Below are 18,836 nucleotides of genomic sequence, written 5' to 3'. Positions count from 1 at the left end.
GACGGTTCACGGCGAGGGACATTCCCTGAATGGCAAAGATGAGCAGCAGCAGGAACACCAGCACAAAGCCCATGCCGAGAAACATCAGGGTGAAGCCTTCGCCCAGGAGGACGGCATTGTCAGTCATAAAATAGCCTTTGGGAGGGGCGCAATAATGGCTAACGGCAGACCGCGTTAGCCGAGTGGATTTCCCCGGACCGCCTGGTCAGAAGCCTCTGTTTAACGGTCAGCTACCGCTGCCATTACTGCGCTATATATTCAATCGGGGTTATTTAATGAAGCTCACATGTTTGCAGATTTCATCGGCGACAATGTCTTTGCGCTGATTAAAGATCACTTTATTCTGCTCAAACAGGTTATTGCCGTGGGTATCGATTGAGACAATTAACGGCCCGAACTCTTTCACCCGACAGACCCATAAAGTTTCCGGCATCCCTAAATCACGCCACTGCGCATCTTCGATTTCTTCGACGCAGACCGCGGCGACAACCGCGCAGCCGGCCGGAAACACGCAGTGCAAGGCTTTATGCTCGGCGCAGCCCTCTTCGGTCCCCTTACCCATACCGCCTTTGCCGACAATTAATTTCACGCCAGTTCTGGCAATAAACTCTTTTTCAAACTTCTCCATGCGCATACTGGTCGTCGGCCCAACGGAGACCATTTCAAATTTATCTTCCGAACCTTTAATCGGCCGCACAATTGGCCCGGCGTGTAATATCGCGCCGCCAGCAACGTTGACCGGTAATTCACGACCGCCCTCAATTAAACGGCGATGGGCAACATCGCGACAGGTCACAATATGGCCATTGAGATAAATAATATCGCCCGCTTTAATATCAGCTAAATCTTCATCTTTAATGGGCGTAGTGAGTATTTTTTTAGTCATCAGAAAGCCACTCCTGTGTGAGACGTAATGGTGTAGTTCAGGTCTTTATCGAAAACGATATGTCCTTTGCGGTGCGACCAGCAGCCGACGTTGACCGCCACGCCAATGGTGGAAGGATGGCGTGCGGTATTTTCGATATTGACGCCCATCACGGAGGTATTGCCGGACATCCCCTGCGGGCCAAGGCCGATTTTGTTGATGCCGTCTTCGAGCATTTTTTCCAGCGATGCCGCGCGTTCGTTATCATTGTGCGAGCCAATCGGGCGCATCAGCGCTTTCTTCGACAGCAGCGCCGCGGTTTCCACTGATGTTGCCACCCCAACGCCAACCAGCAATGGCGGACAGGCGTTCAGGCCATAGCTGGTCATCACATCCAGCACGAAACGGGTTACGCCTTCGTAACCAGCGCCCGGCATCAGCACCATCGCTTTACCCGGCAGCGAGCAGCCGCCGCCCGCCATATAGGTGTAGATGCTGCACTGGTCGGAATCCGGGACGATCTCCCAGAAAACGGTGGGCGTCCCTTTGCCGACGTTTTTACCGGTGTTGTATTCATCAAAGGTCTCGACGCTGTTATGGCGCAGCGGGGAGTCGACGGTGGCTTTGATCACCGATTCGCGCAGCAGTGCTTCCAGTTCGCCGATCAGCGGGAAGTTGGCGCCGCACTCCACCAGAAACTGGATCACGCCGGTATCCTGGCAGGAGGGACGATCCAGCTCTTTCGCCAGACGCTGGTTTTCAATCATGGTGGTAAAGATGACGTCCGCCAATTGGCTGGTCTCTTTCTTATGCAACTCTTTTAGTTTTGCTGTGACGTCATCAGGCAATACTTTGCCGGTATATCCCACAAATCTGGCCATGATGTCGGTCATGCGGGATATCTGTTCACTCTTGCTCATAAAGGCTCCTTAGTCAGAACAGCGTCCGTAAATTACGGATGAAAAGGGAAAAGGATTGGCAGCAGGATCAGGCTGACAATGGTGGAAACGATAATCAGAGGGATGCCGGATTTGGCGTAATCGACGAACTTATAGCCCCCGGCCGACAGCACCATCATATTGGCGGGCATACCGATCGGCGTCGCATAGGCGCAGGAGCTGCCAATAACGGTCGCCATCAGCACCGCACGCGGATCGGCGCCCATACCGGCGGCAATCGACAGGCTCACCGGCACCAACAGCGCGACGGTGGCGGTATTGGACATAAAGTTGGTCATCACCACGGAGAGGGCAAAGACCACCACCAGCAGCATAAACGGTGAGGAGTTGTTGCCCAGCAGGCCAATAACCTGGTCAGCCACCAGCTTGCCCGCCCCGGTCATTTCCAGCGCCTTTGCCAGCGCCAGGGTGCCGCCGAAGATAAAAATAGTCTGTGAATCAATGGCCTTGTAAGCTTGCTTTTCCGTCAGCACCCCGGTAACCACCAGCACCAGGGCACCGATACAGCCGGCCACCGCCAGGCTAATGCCGGTCTGTTTTTCGAAAATCATGCCGAGGATCGTGGCGATCAACACCACCAGGGACAGGATCTGCTTCCAGCGTGGAACGTGGCTGTAATCCCGCTGTTCACCGACGCTGCCCACTTCCCCGCTGTTTGGATTATTAGGCAAAAACTTATAGCCGATGGTCAGGAAATAGAGGATGCCGCAGACCAGCATCGGTAGACCCACTTTCGCATACTCAAAGAAACCGAAGCCGCTGCCGATGTTCTGCAAGGCCGATTGCGCGATCAGGTTGCCCGGGGCGCCAATCAGCGACAGGTTGCCGCCCAGCGCGGCAGCAAACACCAGCGGCATCAGCAGACGCGAGCGGGAAAATCCCGATTTGGCGGCCACGCCAATGACGACCGGGATTAATACGGCTGCCGTACCGGTATTGGAGAGAAAACCTGACATTACGCCGACGACTACCATAATGGTGAAGATCAGCTGTTTCTCCGTTTTGGCGAAGTGAGTGATCACCCCACCGACTTTATTGGCCATCCCGGTCTCAAATAACGCCCCGCCAACGATAAACATGGCGACGAAAAGAATGACATTGCTGTCGATAAAACCGGCAAAGGCCTGCTTCAGATCCAATACGCCAGTAACCACTAACGCCACGCAAACCACCATGGAAGTCACTGCCAGCGGCACCTTCTCCCACACGAACATGACGATAGCGAACACCAGCAAACATAGGGTGATGGTAATCGGTTCCATACTTATAATTTTTCCTATCAATGATATATGATATTGTATCCAATATTGACGAGGGAGAAATTATGCCCATGTAAAAAGTAAGTCAATGCGTTTTTGTGGAATGATCGCGCAATGAGATCTGCATCAAGATCCTGCGCAGATCGTCACGTGAAGGAATTAATAACGTTGATAAATATAATAAACGCCAGCCATTCGCTGGCGATCGATCCGGTCAGGGATCAGGATCGGGCAGGTATCGGGTGAGCATATTCTCCATTGAGCGGATAATATGTTCATGCATTCGCTGGCGGGCCAGCGCTTCGTTATGCTGCTCAAGCGCTTGTAAGATCGCTTTATGTTCACGGATGGAAATGACGGCGTACTCTTCTTCAGTCACCTTGTGCCCCATCGACAGTCCGTTCCACATGTTGCAGAGCAGCATCTTCATTTTTTCATTTCCCGCCGCGTTCCAGATCTCCATGTGGAAGGCCTGATTCAGGTCGGAATATTCAGCAGAATTATTGTCTGCCAACGCCTTCTCTGCGGCATAATGAACCTGAGCGATGCGTGAAATATCTGTCCCTGGACGAGAAGCTTTCGCCACCGCTTCACTTTCCAGTACGGCGCGAATTTCGTAATGCTCACGGATAGTCTGCTCATTAATCCCCAGCACCACCGCACCTTTATTCGGCCGCACTTGAATCAGGCCATCGGCGGCTAAAATTTGAAACGCTTCACGTACCGGCATGCTGGAGACGCCAACCATTCTGGCAATCCCTTCAAGGGTAATTTCCTGCCCTTCCACTAAATCCCGCGAAAGGATCGCTTTACGCAAAACCGCCGCAACCTGCTCCTTCGCAGAAAGAAGCTTAATTTTCCCTAATTTAGGCTTCTGCACTTTCCCAATCCTTCATATGTTGACGCATTATCTCCGCAAGCATAAGGAAATAACGCTGTGTTGCCTGAGCAATTTTTTCGCCTTCACCACGGCCAATAGCGCTCGCCAGTTCGCTCAGGATCAGCGCCGACTCCTGGCCATCCTCTTTCAGGTACAGAATGACATAGGAAATATAACCATCCAAAAATTGCTGATACGCCTTTGCCAGATAGCGGTTATCAAGATAGGAAATCAGCAACTGATGAAACGCCAGTTCACCAGCGTTATCGCCAGCACGCGCCAGCGCCTGCGCGCGTGCGCGAAGTAATTCCCCCTGATTTGCCGGCACGAGGGCAAACAGTTCCGCAGCCATCACCGCGATAACGCGAAAAATATGGCTCACATCCTCGACGGCCAGCGTGGAGACCTGCATATGTCGGTTAGGCAAGCGCACCAGAAATCCTTCCTGTTCAAGGGACTGTAGCGCTTCCCTAACCGGCATACGTGAAAGTCCCAACTGTTCCGCGATGTTCTCCTGGGTCAGTTCCTCACCGGGTTTCATAGCGCCGGAGAGGATCTGATAACGAATCATCTGCGCGATTTGGTCCCGGGTCTGTTTTCTTTCGATCTTTTTCACGCTGTCCTCATGGCTAGTGGCTTAAAACGCGGGGGATTTTAGCAGATTTGCCCGACCGCTGGCGCATTGGGGCGAAAAGTGAGGCAATAAAAAGCCGGAACAACGGTTCCGGCTTTTTTGCACGTGCGAGGTTACTTGTTGACGAAGTCTTCGCCGAGCGCGATATCTTTCTTCAGGGTATCCAGCATACCTTCCAGCGCCTGCTGCTCAAAGGCGCTGAGTTTGCCGATAGACTGACGCTCTTCCACGCCATTTTTCCCCAGCAGCAGTGGCTGGGAGAAGAAACGCGCATAGTGGCCGTCGCCTTCCACGTAGGCGCACTCCACCACACCTTTTTCGCCCTGCATCGCGCGAACCAGAGAGAGACCAAAGCGCGCAGCCGCCTGACCCATCGACAATGTCGCCGACCCGCCGCCCGCTTTCGCTTCCACGACTTCGGTACCGGCGTTTTGAATGCGTTTAGTCAGATCGGCCACTTCCTGCTCGCTGAAGCTGACGCCCGGGATCTGCGACAATAATGGCAGAATGGTGACGCCGGAGTGACCACCAATGACCGGAACTTCCACCTCAGTTGCCGATTTACCTTTCAGCTCAGCGACAAAGGTATTGGAGCGGATAATGTCCAGCGTGGTGACGCCGAACAGCTTGTTTTTATCGTACACGCCGGCTTTTTTCAGCACTTCGGCGGCGATAGCCACGGTGGTGTTCACCGGGTTGGTGATAACACCGATGCAGGCCTGCGGGCAGGTTTTGGCAATCTGCTGCACCAGGTTCTTGACGATGCCGGCATTCACATTAAACAGGTCGGAACGATCCATGCCGGGCTTACGCGCTACGCCCGCGGAGATCAGCACCACATCAGCGCCTTCCAGCGCCGGGGTAGCATCTTCACCGGAAAATCCTTTAATTTTTACATCTGTGGGGATATGACTTAGATCTACCGCCACGCCCGGCGTAACCGGAGCGATGTCGTACAACGAGAGCTCTGAACCTGAAGGCAGTTGGGTCTTAAGTAGTAGGGCAAGCGCCTGGCCGATACCACCGGCGGCGCCAAGGACTGCAACTTTCATCCTAAACTCCTTATTATGGTTAATTTAGTCTTTCGTTATTCCGTCGCCTGGACCTTAATTCACAAGATGAACAATTACAATGATTATGGCTGAAGAATGCATTATTGTGCGTAGCAATAGAACAGCGGCGCACTTTATGCTTCCTGACTGACCATCCAGCAAAGCGAAGTACCGGATCGACTGTTGGTTACAATACACCCAGCCAGTTGAGCAAAACAACACCAACTCAATAACATTTCATTTACTTTTACATGGCTTTAAGCGTTGTGATGTGAACATGTTCCTTATATGGTTTTTTTGCTAAAATATGCCCCCTTCATAACATTATTGACCTATCCCGCTGCGGATTATTTGCATAAAAATTCACGATTATGCATAATGATGTTGTTTTTACCACCATAATCTGGGTGACTTATGCGAAGTTCGGCAAAACAAGAAGAACTGGTTAAAGCGTTTAAAGCGCTGCTTAAAGAAGAGAAATTCAGCTCGCAGGGAGAGATCGTCCAGGCGCTGCAGGAAGAAGGCTTCGAGAATATCAACCAATCGAAGGTTTCCCGCATGCTCACCAAATTTGGCGCGGTTCGTACCCGTAACGCCAAAATGGAAATGGTTTATTGCCTGCCTGCTGAGCTTGGCGTGCCGACCACCTCCAGCCCGCTGAAAAATTTGGTGCTGGATATCGACTATAACGATGCCGTCGTGGTGATTCACACCAGCCCCGGCGCGGCGCAGCTGATTGCCCGTCTTCTCGACTCGCTGGGCAAGGCGGAAGGTATTCTCGGCAGCATCGCCGGGGATGACACCATCTTCACCACCCCTGCGCGCGGCTTTACGGTGAAAGATCTGCACGACGCCATCCTGGTCCTGTTCGAACAGGAACTCTGAGTATTCCCCTCTGGCAATCGTCAGAGGGCGACTCCCCTTTCTTTCTCTTACGCCCTTCAACCCAACAATTATTTAACATTTTGTGTGATTTAACGCGTCTATACGTTCTTTTACTTAAGGGAAACGCCTAAAACGCACGAAAGATCAAATTCGTATACCTTTATGATTTTATTAGAAATAAATCTTATCATTGCAGATAAGTTGTCATTTTTAATTCTTATAGGTTATAAAAAGCGCAATCCATTGTAACTATTAACGCGCAAAACAATTAGCATGGTATTAATATTTTTGGTGATTAGTGTATACTTGGTTTTGTGATGAGGGTCACGAAACAAAGACCCTCAACAAAAAGATTCGACGAGGTGAACATCATGAAAATCAAAACCACTGTAGCAGCACTCAGCATCCTGTCCTTCGTGTCGTTTGGCGCTTTTGCCGCTGACGTTATCAACAGCGAGCAAGCCCAGGGCCGCGAGGCCATCGGCACAGTTTCCGTCGGCGCGGTAGCCTCTTCCCCGATGGATATGCATGAACTGCTGAACAAGAAAGCGCAGGAAGAAGGGGCTTCTTCTTATCGCATTATCGAAGCCCGCACTGGCGACCACTGGCACGCCACCGCAGAGCTTTATAAATAAGTTTTAGATCGTCTACGACTAACCCGACACAGATTCTCTACCGCGGCCCGGGTGCATACATCCCCCGCCGTGGCAAAACAAAGACTGGAGTAAAGATTATGAAACGCGCAATGATCATCGCATCCCTTGGCCTGGCTTCCGTTCTCTCTTTCGGCGCAAGCGCGGCCGTTCAGCAAGTCAACGCTGAGCAAGCACAAAATCTGCAGTCCATGGGCACCATCTCAGTATCCCAGGTTGGCAGTGCGCCAATGGACATGCGTCATGAACTGGCCGCTAAAGCCGAGAAAGAAGGCGCCAGCAGCTACCGTATTATTGAAGCACGTACCGGCGATAGCTGGCACGCCACCGCTGAGCTGTACAAATAAACCCTCGTCGTCTTATTTCGACGACTTGCCCCCGCCTGCCGGGGGCTTTTTTTTGGTTCATCGCCAGACCCGTCCGAACAATGCGTTCCGCTTCCACAGCGGAACAGCGATTTACAAATTGGCGTCCTTATCTTTCGTCCCGTTGGCAGTGTGAACCGGCGCGCCGAGCGTCGCTTTAAACCAGTTGACCACGCGATCGATAACCGGCTTCTGATACCAGCTATCGTCGCCATGTTCCGCGCCTTCGACCAGTACATAGTCTGCCTTATTACCTTCCGCTTTTAATGCCTTATATAACTGCGCGCTTTGAACAGGTGAAACCAGGGTGTCGGCACTGCCATGCATAATTAGCATTGGCGGTTCGTTACGGGAGATATGCCCCATCGGGCTGGCATTGAGCGCTTTTTGCCGGTCGCTGTCGATAGCGGCGCCTGGCCAGTTGCGAAAGGCGCTGCCATGAACCAGGAGCGCTTCCGTCACGGCCGGCGAGGCGTGCACGTGCTGAACCTCTGGTGGAAAGCCTTCACCAATATTCAATAGATTAGAGATGCCATACAACGTCACTGCAGCCTGGACATCGGAGGGCTGGTCGAGAAAATCACCCTGCTCCCAGACTTTCTCGCCGTGCGTCAGCGCCATCATCTGCGCCATATAGCCGCCGGCAGAATCACCCAGCACGCCGATACGTTTAGGGTCAATGCCATATTCCGCCGCGTGGGCGCGCAAGTAGCGGATAGCCGCTTTACCATCGACAACCGGCGCCGGAAACGTGTCTGGCACCGTGCGGTATTCCGCCGCGGCGACGACAAATCCGGCTTCCGCCAGCGCCATGCGCATTTCGATAAATTTATCCCATGCCGCGCTGGTAAAGCCGCCACCAGGGAAGTAGACAATGGCGGGCTTTAGATCGTGATTGCGCGGCACCAGCAAAGACATATGCATCTGACGCACAGAGACCGCGTTTTTAACCTGGCTGTAAACCACGCCATTGAATGTGTCGATACGGCCACGAGTCTGGTCCACGTGAATAACCTGCGCACCATCAGCATAACCTGGGAGTTCCGCAGAATAGGCTGTCACCGACATGGTGCCCAGCATCAGGCTGCTGGTGAAGAACAAAGGAAGGGTTTTCATGGTATTTGGCCCTGGATAATACCTGCCAAAAGCAGGTCAAATATAAAATGAGTTCGCGTTTCAGGCAGTGTATCCCCGAAAAATCACCATGAATAATGCACTTTTTGTATTAAATTCATCTACTTTTTTGATGAAAACAGCCATTTATCGCTCAACTCTGGTCACGAACGACAGCACAACATTAGTGGCTGGCAGGATACCGATGACGTCATCCTGAACATCAAAGCCGTGTTTCCCGGTTTAAAAGATGAACGTTTTAGCCATGACGGGCGTTAAAGCGCAACTCCCCCTCCAGCTCTTCCTCTGCTTCATCAAATAATAAAATCAGTGCGCCGAAGCGCCGACGCTGCATGTCATTTAAATGAATAAACTCAATATCCAGCGGCAATGGCAGCAGCCCACCAGTCACCGCATCCCACAGTGAATCCAGGTTGTTGACCTTATCCTGAGCCAGCTCAAAGGTTCGAGAAAACTCCCGGTAGAAATCCTGTTGTTCGGCGATTTCGTCAAAATCAAACGTATAGGTGGTCATGGCAGCCCCTCCCGCTTCTCTTCCTGTCGCCGTTAAGTATAGCGATAAAAAAACCGACGCCTGGGCGTCGGTGTAGGGGTTAACTACTGGTCAAAACATGCTGGTACTTGTGCAACATCTCAACCAGCCGCCGCACGGGCTCGGTCACCTGCGGTGAAGCTTCCCAGACCCGCAACTTCTCCTGATAGACATCAAGCTCAGCCAGCAGCTGGGTAAAGTAGCGCCGACGCTTATCATCACTCCCGGCGGAGATCACATGATCTGCGGTACGTCGCAGCTGTCGATGGAAGGCCGACAGATCGTCGTTCACCGGCACGGGCGCATCGCGCAGGCGCTGATGGGCAATAATCAACGTCAACGCCAGACGGAAGCGGGCGACATCGCCGGGGAACTTGTTGAGCAATAAAAACAACTGCTGATAGAGCGCGGGCAGATGATTCTCTTTGCGACGCGCCGAGTTCGTTGTCAGTGAGGAGACCGCCGCAGAGACAAACTGGTTCAACAGCACCCGACCGGTTCTGGCCCGTGAGTTATCTCTGACGAGCAGAATCACCATCAGGGCAAGGAAACAGCCGACGATCTGCCCCAGCGCACTGTCAAGAAACTGACTGAACTGAAACTGCATCGGGTTATCCAGCACCAGAATGTTGATGGTGCTCGCCAGCGCCCCCAGCGATCCGAGACGTCTTTTCTGCACTTCGATACCGATAAAGAACGCCATCGCCGCCAGGCTGATACAGAGCAGCAGCATACTCTGCTGCGTCGCCGGCATGATCACCAGGAAGTACAAGGTACCCAGCGGTAACGCCGCCAGGGTGCCGTAGAGGAAGTCCATCGCCACCATTCGGGGGTTAGGCAGGCGCATCGCCAGCGCGGTAACGACGGCAATCATCACCATCGCGCCGCTGCCAGAGGTCCAGCCCGTCCACAGCCAGAACAACGTCCCGAGGATACAGGAGACAGAGGTGCGCCAAAAGTTCACCATCGCATGGTGGCGCTCGGCAGACTCCACTTTGACCACCGCTTCGCCGCGCAGCACACCATCTTCAATGCGACTGATTTTGGTGTTGCCCACCACGCCGCGCTTGAGCAATAAGTAACGCGTGGCTGCGCCCACCCAGCTGTAGATGGTGACGGGTGTATTATGCTCGCCTTTCCAGGTCAGGAAACGGCGCATACGCTTCAGCTGCTGGTGGACATCCTGCACTGTCTCAACCGGCTCAGCAAACAGCTCGCGGTAGTCATCCGTCACCATTTCCGGGCGCGAGTTTTGAATCAGGTAGGTTTCGCACGCTTGGGTGATAAGCGTTAACGAGAGGGTATTGATCGCCTTCAGACGCTGATTCGCCTTCGCCCAGCGTGAGGATTCCATGATCAGATTACTGCGCATACCTTCCAGCGCCGTAGTGCGACGCACCAGCGCGCCCCACGCCTGATCCACTTCCTCTTTTTCGCCGTGGGCGACGCATAACTGCATCAGCTTATATTGAGCAATCAGCAGGTTATCCAGTTCAAGGTCGATCTCTTTTTTAATCGAACGTGGAGAGAACAGCAGGTCGGCGACGATAGCGCTGACAATACCGATGACAATTTCGCTACAGCGTTCGACCGCAAACTGCGGCGCCAGCATCGGATTGGTATGGATGGTAATAATGATAATCAGCGCGGTGTACCCGGCCAGCCCCCAGGCATAAGAGTTTTCGACCTTAACCAGCGACGAAATCCAGGTACAAAACCCGGCCCACAGGCAGCAGACCAGCATCATCAGCAGAGGCGCGCGGATCATCAGGATGATGATAACCAGCGCCGCAATACAGCCAATAAAGGTCCCGGCAATGCGCAACATCCCGCGATAGCGGATCGCGCCAGAGTAAGGTTCGCCGCCGGCAGCAAAAGCCGGCCCGGCGGCGACGATCGCTGCCGTCAGTACCGCCCAGCGCGGCGTTTCGAGCTGAAAATGGAAACCGACAAACAGCGCCAGCACCACCGCGCATGCAAGCTTAATGGCAAAGCGGAGATGCCGGGGAGCAATGGTATATGTCCCCATAGCGATTAACCGAATTCGCGCAGGCGCATAGCCAGTTTCTGGAAGAAGTTGGCCCGGCTGGTATCGCGGTCTTCTTTACCGGTGATCACCACCGTCGCCGTGGTGCCCGATGGCCACAGATTGCCCTGCTGCTGGTCGAGGCGAATACGCACCGGCACACGCTGCGCCAGACGCACCCACTCAAGGTTGGAGTCGACCGAGGCCATCCCTTTCGAGTCGCTGCTGCTGCTGGCGTTGGTCACCCCTGCAGCGATACTGTCCACTGTCCCTTTAATGGTTTTGCTGCTGCCAAGTGGGGTAATCTCCGCACGGTAGCCAGGGCGGACGCCTTCCAGCTTGGTCTCTTCCAGATAGGCCATGACGTAAAACGTATTCTCTTTCACCAGCGCCACCGCCGTGGAGCCACGGGTAATAAACTCCCCGGTATAGACGTTAAGGTTGGTCACCCAGCCATCCGCGGGGGCGCGAATTTCTGTGCGCTCGAGGTCCAGCCTGGCCAGATCGCGGCTGGCTACCGCTTTCGCCAACTGATGCTCAACGGTTTGCAGCACGTTGTTAGCCTGGTCTATCTCTTCCCGCGACATCGCCTGTATGCCCAGCTTATTACGCCGACCCGCTTCAACGCGCTTCTCCTGCGCTAAGGTCTGGTAGTAAGCGACATCGGCTTCCGCCTCCGCCAGCGCTTTTTGGTAACGAGGTTGGTCAATAACGAACAATACCTGGTCTTTCTTAACCAGTTGGTTATCCTTGACGTTTACCTGGGAAATCAGCCCGGAGACGTCAGGGGCAATCGCCACAATGTCAGCACTAAAGCGCGCATCCCGCGTCCACGGCGAAGCGGTGTAATAGACCCAGGCGCGGAAAATCGCCACGAAAGCCAAAATGACCAGTATCACGGTAATAGCGGTACGGAGGATATTTCTTGTTAGTGTTTTCACATCAACCTCAAACGAACAAGCGCGATATCAAATAAAAAAGGCAGCAATATAGCGCCGTATTAAACAGTGCAGGGTGCCAGACAAAATCGTAAATGCCGGTCGGAACCAGCAGTCGATGCACCAGCCAAAAGATGGCCAGCGACAAAAGCAACTCGAAGAAGATCGGCGGAAACGATAAGCCGAAAATCACGATGACAGGAAACAGACTCATGATGACCTTGAATAAGAAGCGTACAGGTAGTGAGCAGATGCGTTTATTATGTAGCTAACAATATATTAACGTAACGATTGCCGCATTATCTACAATGTGTGATCTAAATCACTTTTAAGCCAGAGTGAATAATGGAACGATTAAAACGCATGTCCGTTTTCGCCAAAGTGGTCGAATTAGGTTCATTCACCGCGGCGGCCCGCCAGCTTCAGATGAGCGTTTCTTCGATCAGTCAGACCGTCGCCAAACTGGAAGATGAGCTGCAGGTAAAGCTGCTCAACCGCAGCACACGCAGCCTTGGTTTAACTGAAGCAGGTAAAATCTATTACCAGGGCTGCCGTAGGATGCTGTTTGAAGCGCAGGATGTCCATGAGCAATTATACGCATTTAATAACACCCCCATCGGGACGCTGCGCATTGGTTGCTCTTCAACTATGGCACAAAATGTTCTGGCGCGCATAACGGCGGAAATGCTGAAAGAATACCCCGGACTCTCCGTCAATCTGGTCACCGGCATACCGGCCCCGGACCTGATCGCCGACGGCCTTGACGTGGTGATCCGTGTGGGCGCCCTGCAGGATTCCAGCCTTTTTTCCCGCCGCCTGGGCTCAATGCCGATGGTATTATGCGCCGCCAAAAGCTATCTGGCGCAGGCAGGCAATCCGGAGAAACCGGCCGATTTCGCCAGCCATTCATGGCTGGAATATAGCGTACGTCCGGATAACGAATTTGAAATTATCGCCCCGGAAGGGATCTCAACCCGCCTGATCCCGCAGGGGCGCTTTGTGACCAACGATCCCATGACGCTGATACGCTGGCTGACAGCCGGGGTGGGTATCGCTTATGTACCATTGATGTGGGCGATCGAAGAGATCAACCGCGGCGAGCTTGAGATCCTGCTGCCCAGCTACCAGTCCGATCCGCGGCCGGTCTACGCGCTGTATACGGAAAAGGATAAACTGCCGCTGAAAGTGCAGGTCTGTATCAACTATCTGACGGAATATTTTGTCGACGTGGCGAAGATCTATCAGGGCATGCACGGGCGCGGGATCGCCCGGTGAAGCGGTTCCCGGCGGCGCCGGGAACCAGGTCAGGATCAGGCAGTACCGCCGACGGTAAGATTATCGACCTTCAGGGTCGGCTGGCCGACGCCCACCGGCACGCTCTGGCCTTCTTTGCCGCAAACGCCAACGCCGTTATCCAGCCGCAGGTCATTCCCTACCATCGAAATCTGCTGCATGGTTTCAATCCCGGAGCCGATCAGCGTGGCCCCTTTCACCGCCTTCGTGACCTTGCCTTTTTCGATCAGATAGGCCTCGGAGGTAGAGAAGACAAACTTACCGGAGGTGATATCCACCTGCCCGCCGCCAAAGTTAGGCGCGAAGATACCGTAGTCGACCGACTCGATAATCTCCTGCGGCGTCGACTGGCCCGCCAGCATATAGGTGTTGGTCATACGCGGCATCGGCAGATGGGCATACGACTCGCGACGGCCGTTACCGGTCGGCGCGACGCCCATCAGACGCGCATTGAGCTTATCCTGCATATAGCCTTTCAGGATGCCGTTTTCGATCAGCACGTTATATTGCCCCGGCGTGCCTTCGTCATCGATGGCGACCGACCCACGACGATCGACGATAGTGCCGTCATCCACCACGGTGCACAGCTCAGAGGCAACTAATTCCCCCATATGGCCGCTAAAGACCGAGGTGCCGCGACGGTTGAAATCACCTTCCAGCCCATGGCCGACCGCTTCGTGCAGCAGGACGCCAGGCCAGCCGGCGCCGAGCACCACCGGCAGCATCCCCGCCGGGGCGGCGACTGCCGAAAGGTTCACCAGCGCCATGCGCACGGCTTCTTTCGCCCAGGCATCAGCCCGCACGTCGCCCTCCTGGGAGGCGAGGAAATAGTCATAGCCAAAGCGTCCACCGCCGCCGCTGCTGCCGCGCTCACGCTTGCCATCCTCTTCCACCAGCACGCTGACCGAAAGGCGCACCAGCGGGCGAACGTCCGCGGCGAGGGTGCCGTCGGTAGCTGCCACCAGAATCAGTTCATAAACGCCGCTCAGGCTGGCCGAAACTTCCTGCACGCGCTTGTCCGCCGCCCGGGCGACTTTGTCCACCCGGCGCAGAATATCCAGCTTCTCTTCCCGACTCATGCTCTGCAGCGGGTCGATGCTGGTGTACAAAGGGCTGTACTCAACGGCTCCCAGGGTCTGCACTTTGCCATTACCGGTATCACGCACAATCGTCCGCGCCGCCTGGGCGCTCTGCTCCAGCGCCAGCTTGCTAATCTGGTCCGCGTAGGCAAAGCCCGTTTTTTCGCCGCTGACGGCGCGCACGCCTACGCCCTGGTCAATGTTGTACGACCCATCTTTAATGATGCTGTCTTCCAGAACCCAGGATTCGTGATAGCTCGACTGAAAATAGAGATCGCCGTAATCGAGGCGGCGCTCGGTCAGTTGACCAAGAATGGCAAACAGATCCTGATGATTCAGGCCATTTGCCGACAGTAATTGTTCACTTACCAGGTTCAGACTCATCGTTATGCTACTCGTTTGTTGCCGCCTGACAGGCGGAAATACAGAAGGCGATCTATTGAGATTGCGGCAATTCCCGGCAATCGTCAAATCATTGCTTTTTGTTGCTGCGCGCCTGGCGCAGCACTTCATTGATCTGCGGCTGGTCAATTGGGCCGGTAATGCGATAGCGCAGAATCGAGACTTTGTTCCACAGCGGGCCCAGCACCTTGCTGGCGGCAAACACCGCCGCGCCGACGATAGGGTTGACGGCAAAAGCCGCCGCCACGCCGACGGTCGCAGAGATCTCCGGCGCCACCACCGCCTGCAGATCCAGCTGGCGACGCACCAAATCGACCGAACCTTTCATGGCAATATCCGCTTCCAGGCCATCCACCAGCGTATCGTCGGTATGCAGCACGCCATCCTTGATCCACGCCGTACTGTTAATCGAGTCAAAGTAAAAGCCCTCGCTAAAGGTATCGCTAAAGTCGAAACGCAGCTTACGCAGCAGGGCGTCGACGCTCAGCAAACGCAGCAGCTGGCCAGCGTGTCCGGTACTCAGGTCGGTAAACTGTCCTTTGCCGAGGTGGCTTTTAATGATCCCATTGAGCGATGCGACATCGGGTGACCAGGGCGGCGCGCGCCAGTGGAGATCATAGTCGATGTCAAACGGCGAATCCTTCACCGGCGTGGAAACGCCGAAGAAACTGGCAAACTCATCCGTCTTATTGCCATGCAGTTTGCCTTTCAGCGACGTACGTACACCGGTCGGCGCGCTGACCCAGACGCCATCGGTCGTCAGTCGGCCAAACCCGGTATCCACCAGACCATTGGAGAGCGTTAAGGTATCGCCCTTAATCGCCACATCGCCGTCGATACGGCCATATTTTTGCCCCCACAGCCAGCATTCCGCACAGCGCAGCTGCAGATCGGGCCAGCCGTGGAAATCCAGCCGCGTCTCTGCCTGCGGGGCAGCGTTCTTCTCACCGGTCTGGCCATTGGCGCTGGTCGGGTTGAAATAGAGATAACGCACATTCGCCAGCCAGGGCGCATTGTCGCGCATCGTCAGGGTAGCGTTGATTTCACGCCCCTGCGCCTCGACCTGCGAGCCGCCGGCGACCGGCTGCGACATCAGACTGACGTTGTTCCACTGTTGACCGGCAAGCGCCAGCGACGGCGTACGCAGCACAATGCGCTGGGGAAAGAGTATGGTGCTGCTGACTTCATTCGCCGCCCCGTTTTGAAAGAGCGCCAGCCATTGAGCGCCATCCATCGGTGGCAAATTGAGTTCAACCCCAGGCTGGTCAGGCAGCGGAGAGAGCCCCTTGCTGTCCGAAGTAAGGATTGCCCGATCCAACGTCAGCTTATGGTTCAGCAACCAGCGGCTGTTGATATGATTCTTCGCGCCGACGGAGCCGGTCAGGTCGAAGCTGCTCAAACCGCCGGCGACGTTAATTTTGACCGGCATCGGCTCTCCAGCGGGCTTATTGACCGGCGAAGGTAAGTGACTGCTCACATTCTTGAGGTCGCCGTTGATATCAACCTTATAGCTGGCGTTACCATGGTACGGCAGTTCGATAGCGACCTTGCCCTCCCACGGCACGCTGCCGCTCAGCGACTCGTTGACGGCTTTTGGCAGCAACCCGGTATGCGATGGCTGCCAGTTGGCGTTCATCCCGACGTCCACCAGAAACGCTTTTTCGCCCTCCCGGGTGGAAAAATTGAGATTCAGCGGCTGATGAAACCAGGTCGCGCTCAACGTTTCGCTATTGAGATCGCCATTCACGAAGCTGAAATTCCCGCTCAGGTTTTGCAGAGTGGTGTCTAACGGCTTGATAAACAGACTGTTATTCTGCAGACGCACATCGCCTTTCGCGGTGGTCATTTCGCCATCTAAAGGGATGTTAAGATGTAAGCGAGCGCTCACATCCCCGTCCAGCTGCAGGGAATCCAGCGCCGCTCCCAGGGTCTCTTTCAGCGGCGTGGTGTTGAAATAAGGTCCCACTTCTTTGCCCGGACCTTTGATATCGGCATCAATCAGCAGCTTTTCAGCGGCATAGTCCGGGATCGCGGCATCGAGATTGCTGGCGGTGACATTGCCGAGCATCGCTTTATCCGCCCGCATCCACAGCCCGTTATTAATAAAGTTGAGATCGATGTTCAGCCCGGTCAGCGCCGGCCAGTCCGGCTGGAAGGCAAAAGTGGCATTCTTCAGCGGGACATAAACCTGGAACTGCCCTTCATTGTGCGGGTAAGGGAAAAGATGCGGATTGCCGCCATACACCAGCGTCGCATCGCGAGCCTGTCCGGCTTTAATCGCGCCGCTGAGATAGTCCACCAGCGCCTTGCCCATCAGGTTTTCCGGGAAGTAGCGCCATGCCTGGCCGCCGTCATTGGTGCTGATGCCCGCCAGAATGCCCAGCCAGGGATCATCTCCCTGCGGTTGCAGATAGCGGAAGCCGCCGCGGGCGCGGACACCCGTCGCCTGCACGTCAATATCGCGGCCATCAAGCATAAACCCTTTGTCGTTTTTCACCCAGCTGAGGGTGGCTTCGCCAGCGGCGATCTCCAGCGGGGCGCGGAAAACACCGGTATAAGGCATCAGCGCCTGCGTCATGCGGGCGCGCAGTTCCCCGTGCTCAACGCTGCCATTCAGACTGCCGGAAAAGTGTTCCGCTCCCGGCAGGAGTTTCCACTGCTTCCATGCCAGATCGCTCCACTGCGCCTGAAAGCGCGTTTTCTCCGTCGCCTGCAGGGGAATATCGAGCGCCAGCAGGTTGATTTTGCCGCTGGGCTGCGTGGTGCGCCAGAGCTCGCCCAGGGAAGGCGCCAGCTTATCGGCGAAAGGCTGTAATCCGCTGAGGCCGCTGAGGGTTAAGTTGCTGGCACGAATGCGTAATTCATCGCTACGCTGATGGTCGTCGCCACCGACGTCCTGCGCCGGGATCCAGGCCATCGCCAGCGCGCCGCTTGGCCAGGGTTTATCGTCGATAGCGATCCGCGTATCGGGAATGTAGAAGCCCCAGCTCTGCTTGTCATGGGAGAGATGCGCCGTCAGGTTATCCACTGACAGGTGATGCACCTCGTCATCCCCCTGCCAGCTGGCGCCCCCTTTTTTCAGCCATACGTCACCGCTGGCCACATCGCCTTTTTCAATGGTCATCCAACCTTCAAGGCTGAAGCGGGCGCTCTTCAGAGCGATATTGTCCTGCATCCAGCGGCCGAGCCACGGTTTGACGTCAATATCGTCAGCCTGTAGCCAGACTCGCCCTTTATTCAGCAGGCCATCCTCATCGCGGAGATCCATCCGCACCTGCATCACGCCATGCTGGCCGGTGAGACTGGAGAGGCTAAGCTGCCCCTCGGCGCGGTGACGGTTCCTGCCGTTAAGCCAGGTCAGCTGCGGGACTGCCAGCTCCGCCCGCTGACCGGAAATGGTCAGGAAGCTCAGATGGCTGTCGCGCAGGGTAAAGTGGTCGAACTGACGTAAAAAGAGATCGCTGATGCGGTCGGTTTTCAGGCTTTCGCCGCCGTCATTGGTCTGAATAGGGGTGTTGGTATGAACCTGCAGCTGCCAGAAGGTAAGATCGCGGAACTGCCAGCGCATATGCAGCAAACTCTGCCAGACGTCCAGCGCCAGGGTCACGCGCTTCACCGCCATTTTGCCGCCGTCTTTCAGACCGACCTGAATATCACGAACATCTAACGTCGGACCAAAATTTTGCCAGCTGGCCGTGATCTGCGAGGCATCCACCGGCGTGCCGGTAAGCGCGGAGATCTTCTCCAGCAGCTGCGGACGCCAGGCGTCGAGCTGCGGCAACACGAGACGCAAGCCACTCACCAGCAGCGCGACGATAACAATCAATGTTGCCACGGTGAGCAATAAAATCCCGGGCAGTCGCCTCACGCCTCTCTCCTT

At 55.0% G+C, this 18,836-nt stretch carries 18 protein-coding genes; 4 read left to right on the top strand and 14 right to left on the bottom strand.

Annotated features, from left to right (window positions below; all coding sequences use genetic code 11):
* The 7 genes from CWM57_RS26265 to mdh form a co-directional block, all read right to left on the bottom strand.
* Positions 1-127: OadG family transporter subunit (locus tag CWM57_RS26265; protein WP_206052725.1), on the bottom strand; the 127-nt coding region annotated here is incomplete at its 3' end.
* Between the two features lie 141 nt (positions 128-268).
* On the bottom strand, positions 269-886 hold the full coding sequence (gene ttdB / locus CWM57_RS26260; RefSeq protein ID WP_074387435.1) for a L(+)-tartrate dehydratase subunit beta: 618 nt from the start codon (positions 884-886) through the stop codon (positions 269-271).
* A complete protein-coding gene (gene ttdA, locus CWM57_RS26255; RefSeq protein ID WP_012540456.1) occupies positions 886-1,785 on the bottom strand; it encodes a L(+)-tartrate dehydratase subunit alpha in 900 nt (299 codons plus the stop codon). The genes ttdB and ttdA overlap by 1 nt, the downstream gene beginning before the upstream one ends.
* Before the next feature lie 32 nt (positions 1,786-1,817).
* On the bottom strand, positions 1,818-3,086 hold the full coding sequence (locus CWM57_RS26250) for an SLC13 family permease (RefSeq protein ID WP_012967161.1): 1,269 nt from the start codon (positions 3,084-3,086) through the stop codon (positions 1,818-1,820).
* A gap of 211 nt (positions 3,087-3,297) precedes the next feature.
* Positions 3,298-3,963, bottom strand: coding sequence for a GntR family transcriptional regulator (locus tag CWM57_RS26245; RefSeq protein WP_100632211.1), 666 nt, complete (start codon positions 3,961-3,963; stop codon positions 3,298-3,300).
* Complete coding sequence (locus CWM57_RS26240) at positions 3,950-4,579, bottom strand: GntR family transcriptional regulator (protein WP_100632210.1); 630 nt, start codon at positions 4,577-4,579, stop codon at positions 3,950-3,952. Before CWM57_RS26240 ends, CWM57_RS26245 begins: the two co-directional genes overlap by 14 nt.
* A gap of 131 nt (positions 4,580-4,710) precedes the next feature.
* On the bottom strand, positions 4,711-5,649 hold the full coding sequence (mdh, locus tag CWM57_RS26235) for a malate dehydrogenase (RefSeq protein ID WP_061153167.1): 939 nt from the start codon (positions 5,647-5,649) through the stop codon (positions 4,711-4,713).
* A gap of 414 nt (positions 5,650-6,063) precedes the next feature.
* Here mdh and argR point away from each other — a divergent pair, with 414 nt between their 5' ends.
* The 3 genes from argR (at position 6,064) to yhcN-B (ending at position 7,534) form a co-directional block, all read left to right on the top strand.
* A complete protein-coding gene (argR, locus tag CWM57_RS26230; RefSeq protein ID WP_002918625.1) occupies positions 6,064-6,534 on the top strand; it encodes a transcriptional regulator ArgR in 471 nt (156 codons plus the stop codon).
* 371 nt (positions 6,535-6,905) lie between these two features.
* Positions 6,906-7,169, top strand: coding sequence for a peroxide/acid stress response protein YhcN (yhcN, locus tag CWM57_RS26225; protein WP_061153166.1), 264 nt, complete (start codon positions 6,906-6,908; stop codon positions 7,167-7,169).
* A gap of 98 nt (positions 7,170-7,267) precedes the next feature.
* Complete coding sequence (gene yhcN-B / locus CWM57_RS26220; RefSeq protein WP_061153165.1) at positions 7,268-7,534, top strand: DUF1471 family stress response protein YhcN-B; 267 nt, start codon at positions 7,268-7,270, stop codon at positions 7,532-7,534.
* A 111-nt stretch (positions 7,535-7,645) separates the two neighbouring features.
* On the opposite strand, the gene CWM57_RS26215 is transcribed toward yhcN-B, so the two are convergent.
* From CWM57_RS26215 to aaeX, 5 genes are all read right to left on the bottom strand, one after another.
* Complete coding sequence (locus CWM57_RS26215) at positions 7,646-8,668, bottom strand: alpha/beta hydrolase (RefSeq protein WP_100676581.1); 1,023 nt, start codon at positions 8,666-8,668, stop codon at positions 7,646-7,648.
* Between the two features lie 256 nt (positions 8,669-8,924).
* Positions 8,925-9,200 (bottom strand): barstar family protein, encoded by a 276-nt coding sequence (locus tag CWM57_RS26210; RefSeq protein ID WP_061153164.1) that lies wholly within the window; start codon positions 9,198-9,200, stop codon positions 8,925-8,927.
* A gap of 79 nt (positions 9,201-9,279) precedes the next feature.
* Positions 9,280-11,247, bottom strand: a complete 1,968-nt coding sequence (aaeB, locus tag CWM57_RS26205) for a p-hydroxybenzoic acid efflux pump subunit AaeB (protein ID WP_061153163.1) — start codon at positions 11,245-11,247, stop codon at positions 9,280-9,282.
* A gap of 5 nt (positions 11,248-11,252) precedes the next feature.
* Positions 11,253-12,185, bottom strand: coding sequence for a p-hydroxybenzoic acid efflux pump subunit AaeA (aaeA, locus tag CWM57_RS26200; RefSeq protein WP_008806683.1), 933 nt, complete (start codon positions 12,183-12,185; stop codon positions 11,253-11,255).
* Between the two features lie 7 nt (positions 12,186-12,192).
* The gene (gene aaeX / locus CWM57_RS26195; protein ID WP_002918640.1) at positions 12,193-12,396 is read right to left on the bottom strand and encodes a p-hydroxybenzoic acid efflux pump operon protein AaeX; all 204 of its coding nucleotides are present in this window, start codon (positions 12,394-12,396) and stop codon (positions 12,193-12,195) included.
* Positions 12,397-12,527: 131 nt separating this feature from the next.
* Here aaeX and aaeR point away from each other — a divergent pair, with 131 nt between their 5' ends.
* Positions 12,528-13,457 carry an HTH-type transcriptional activator AaeR gene (aaeR, locus tag CWM57_RS26190; RefSeq protein ID WP_074387431.1) on the top strand — a complete coding sequence of 310 codons (930 nt, stop codon included), beginning with the start codon at positions 12,528-12,530 and terminating at the stop codon, positions 13,455-13,457.
* A gap of 35 nt (positions 13,458-13,492) precedes the next feature.
* On the opposite strand, the gene tldD is transcribed toward aaeR, so the two are convergent.
* The gene (tldD, locus tag CWM57_RS26185; protein ID WP_008806685.1) at positions 13,493-14,938 is read right to left on the bottom strand and encodes a metalloprotease TldD; all 1,446 of its coding nucleotides are present in this window, start codon (positions 14,936-14,938) and stop codon (positions 13,493-13,495) included.
* 88 nt (positions 14,939-15,026) lie between these two features.
* Positions 15,027-18,824 (bottom strand): AsmA2 domain-containing protein YhdP, encoded by a 3,798-nt coding sequence (gene yhdP / locus CWM57_RS26180; protein WP_074387430.1) that lies wholly within the window; start codon positions 18,822-18,824, stop codon positions 15,027-15,029.
* Between the last annotated feature and the right edge of the window lie 12 nt (positions 18,825-18,836).

Origin of the sequence: Klebsiella sp. G-Nf4 (genome assembly GCF_002810615.1) — a bacterium.
Lineage (GTDB): Bacteria > Pseudomonadota > Gammaproteobacteria > Enterobacterales > Enterobacteriaceae > Klebsiella > Klebsiella variicola.
The sequence above is the reverse complement of the archived record's forward strand: the minus strand, read 5'-3'. Positions and strand labels throughout refer to the sequence as shown.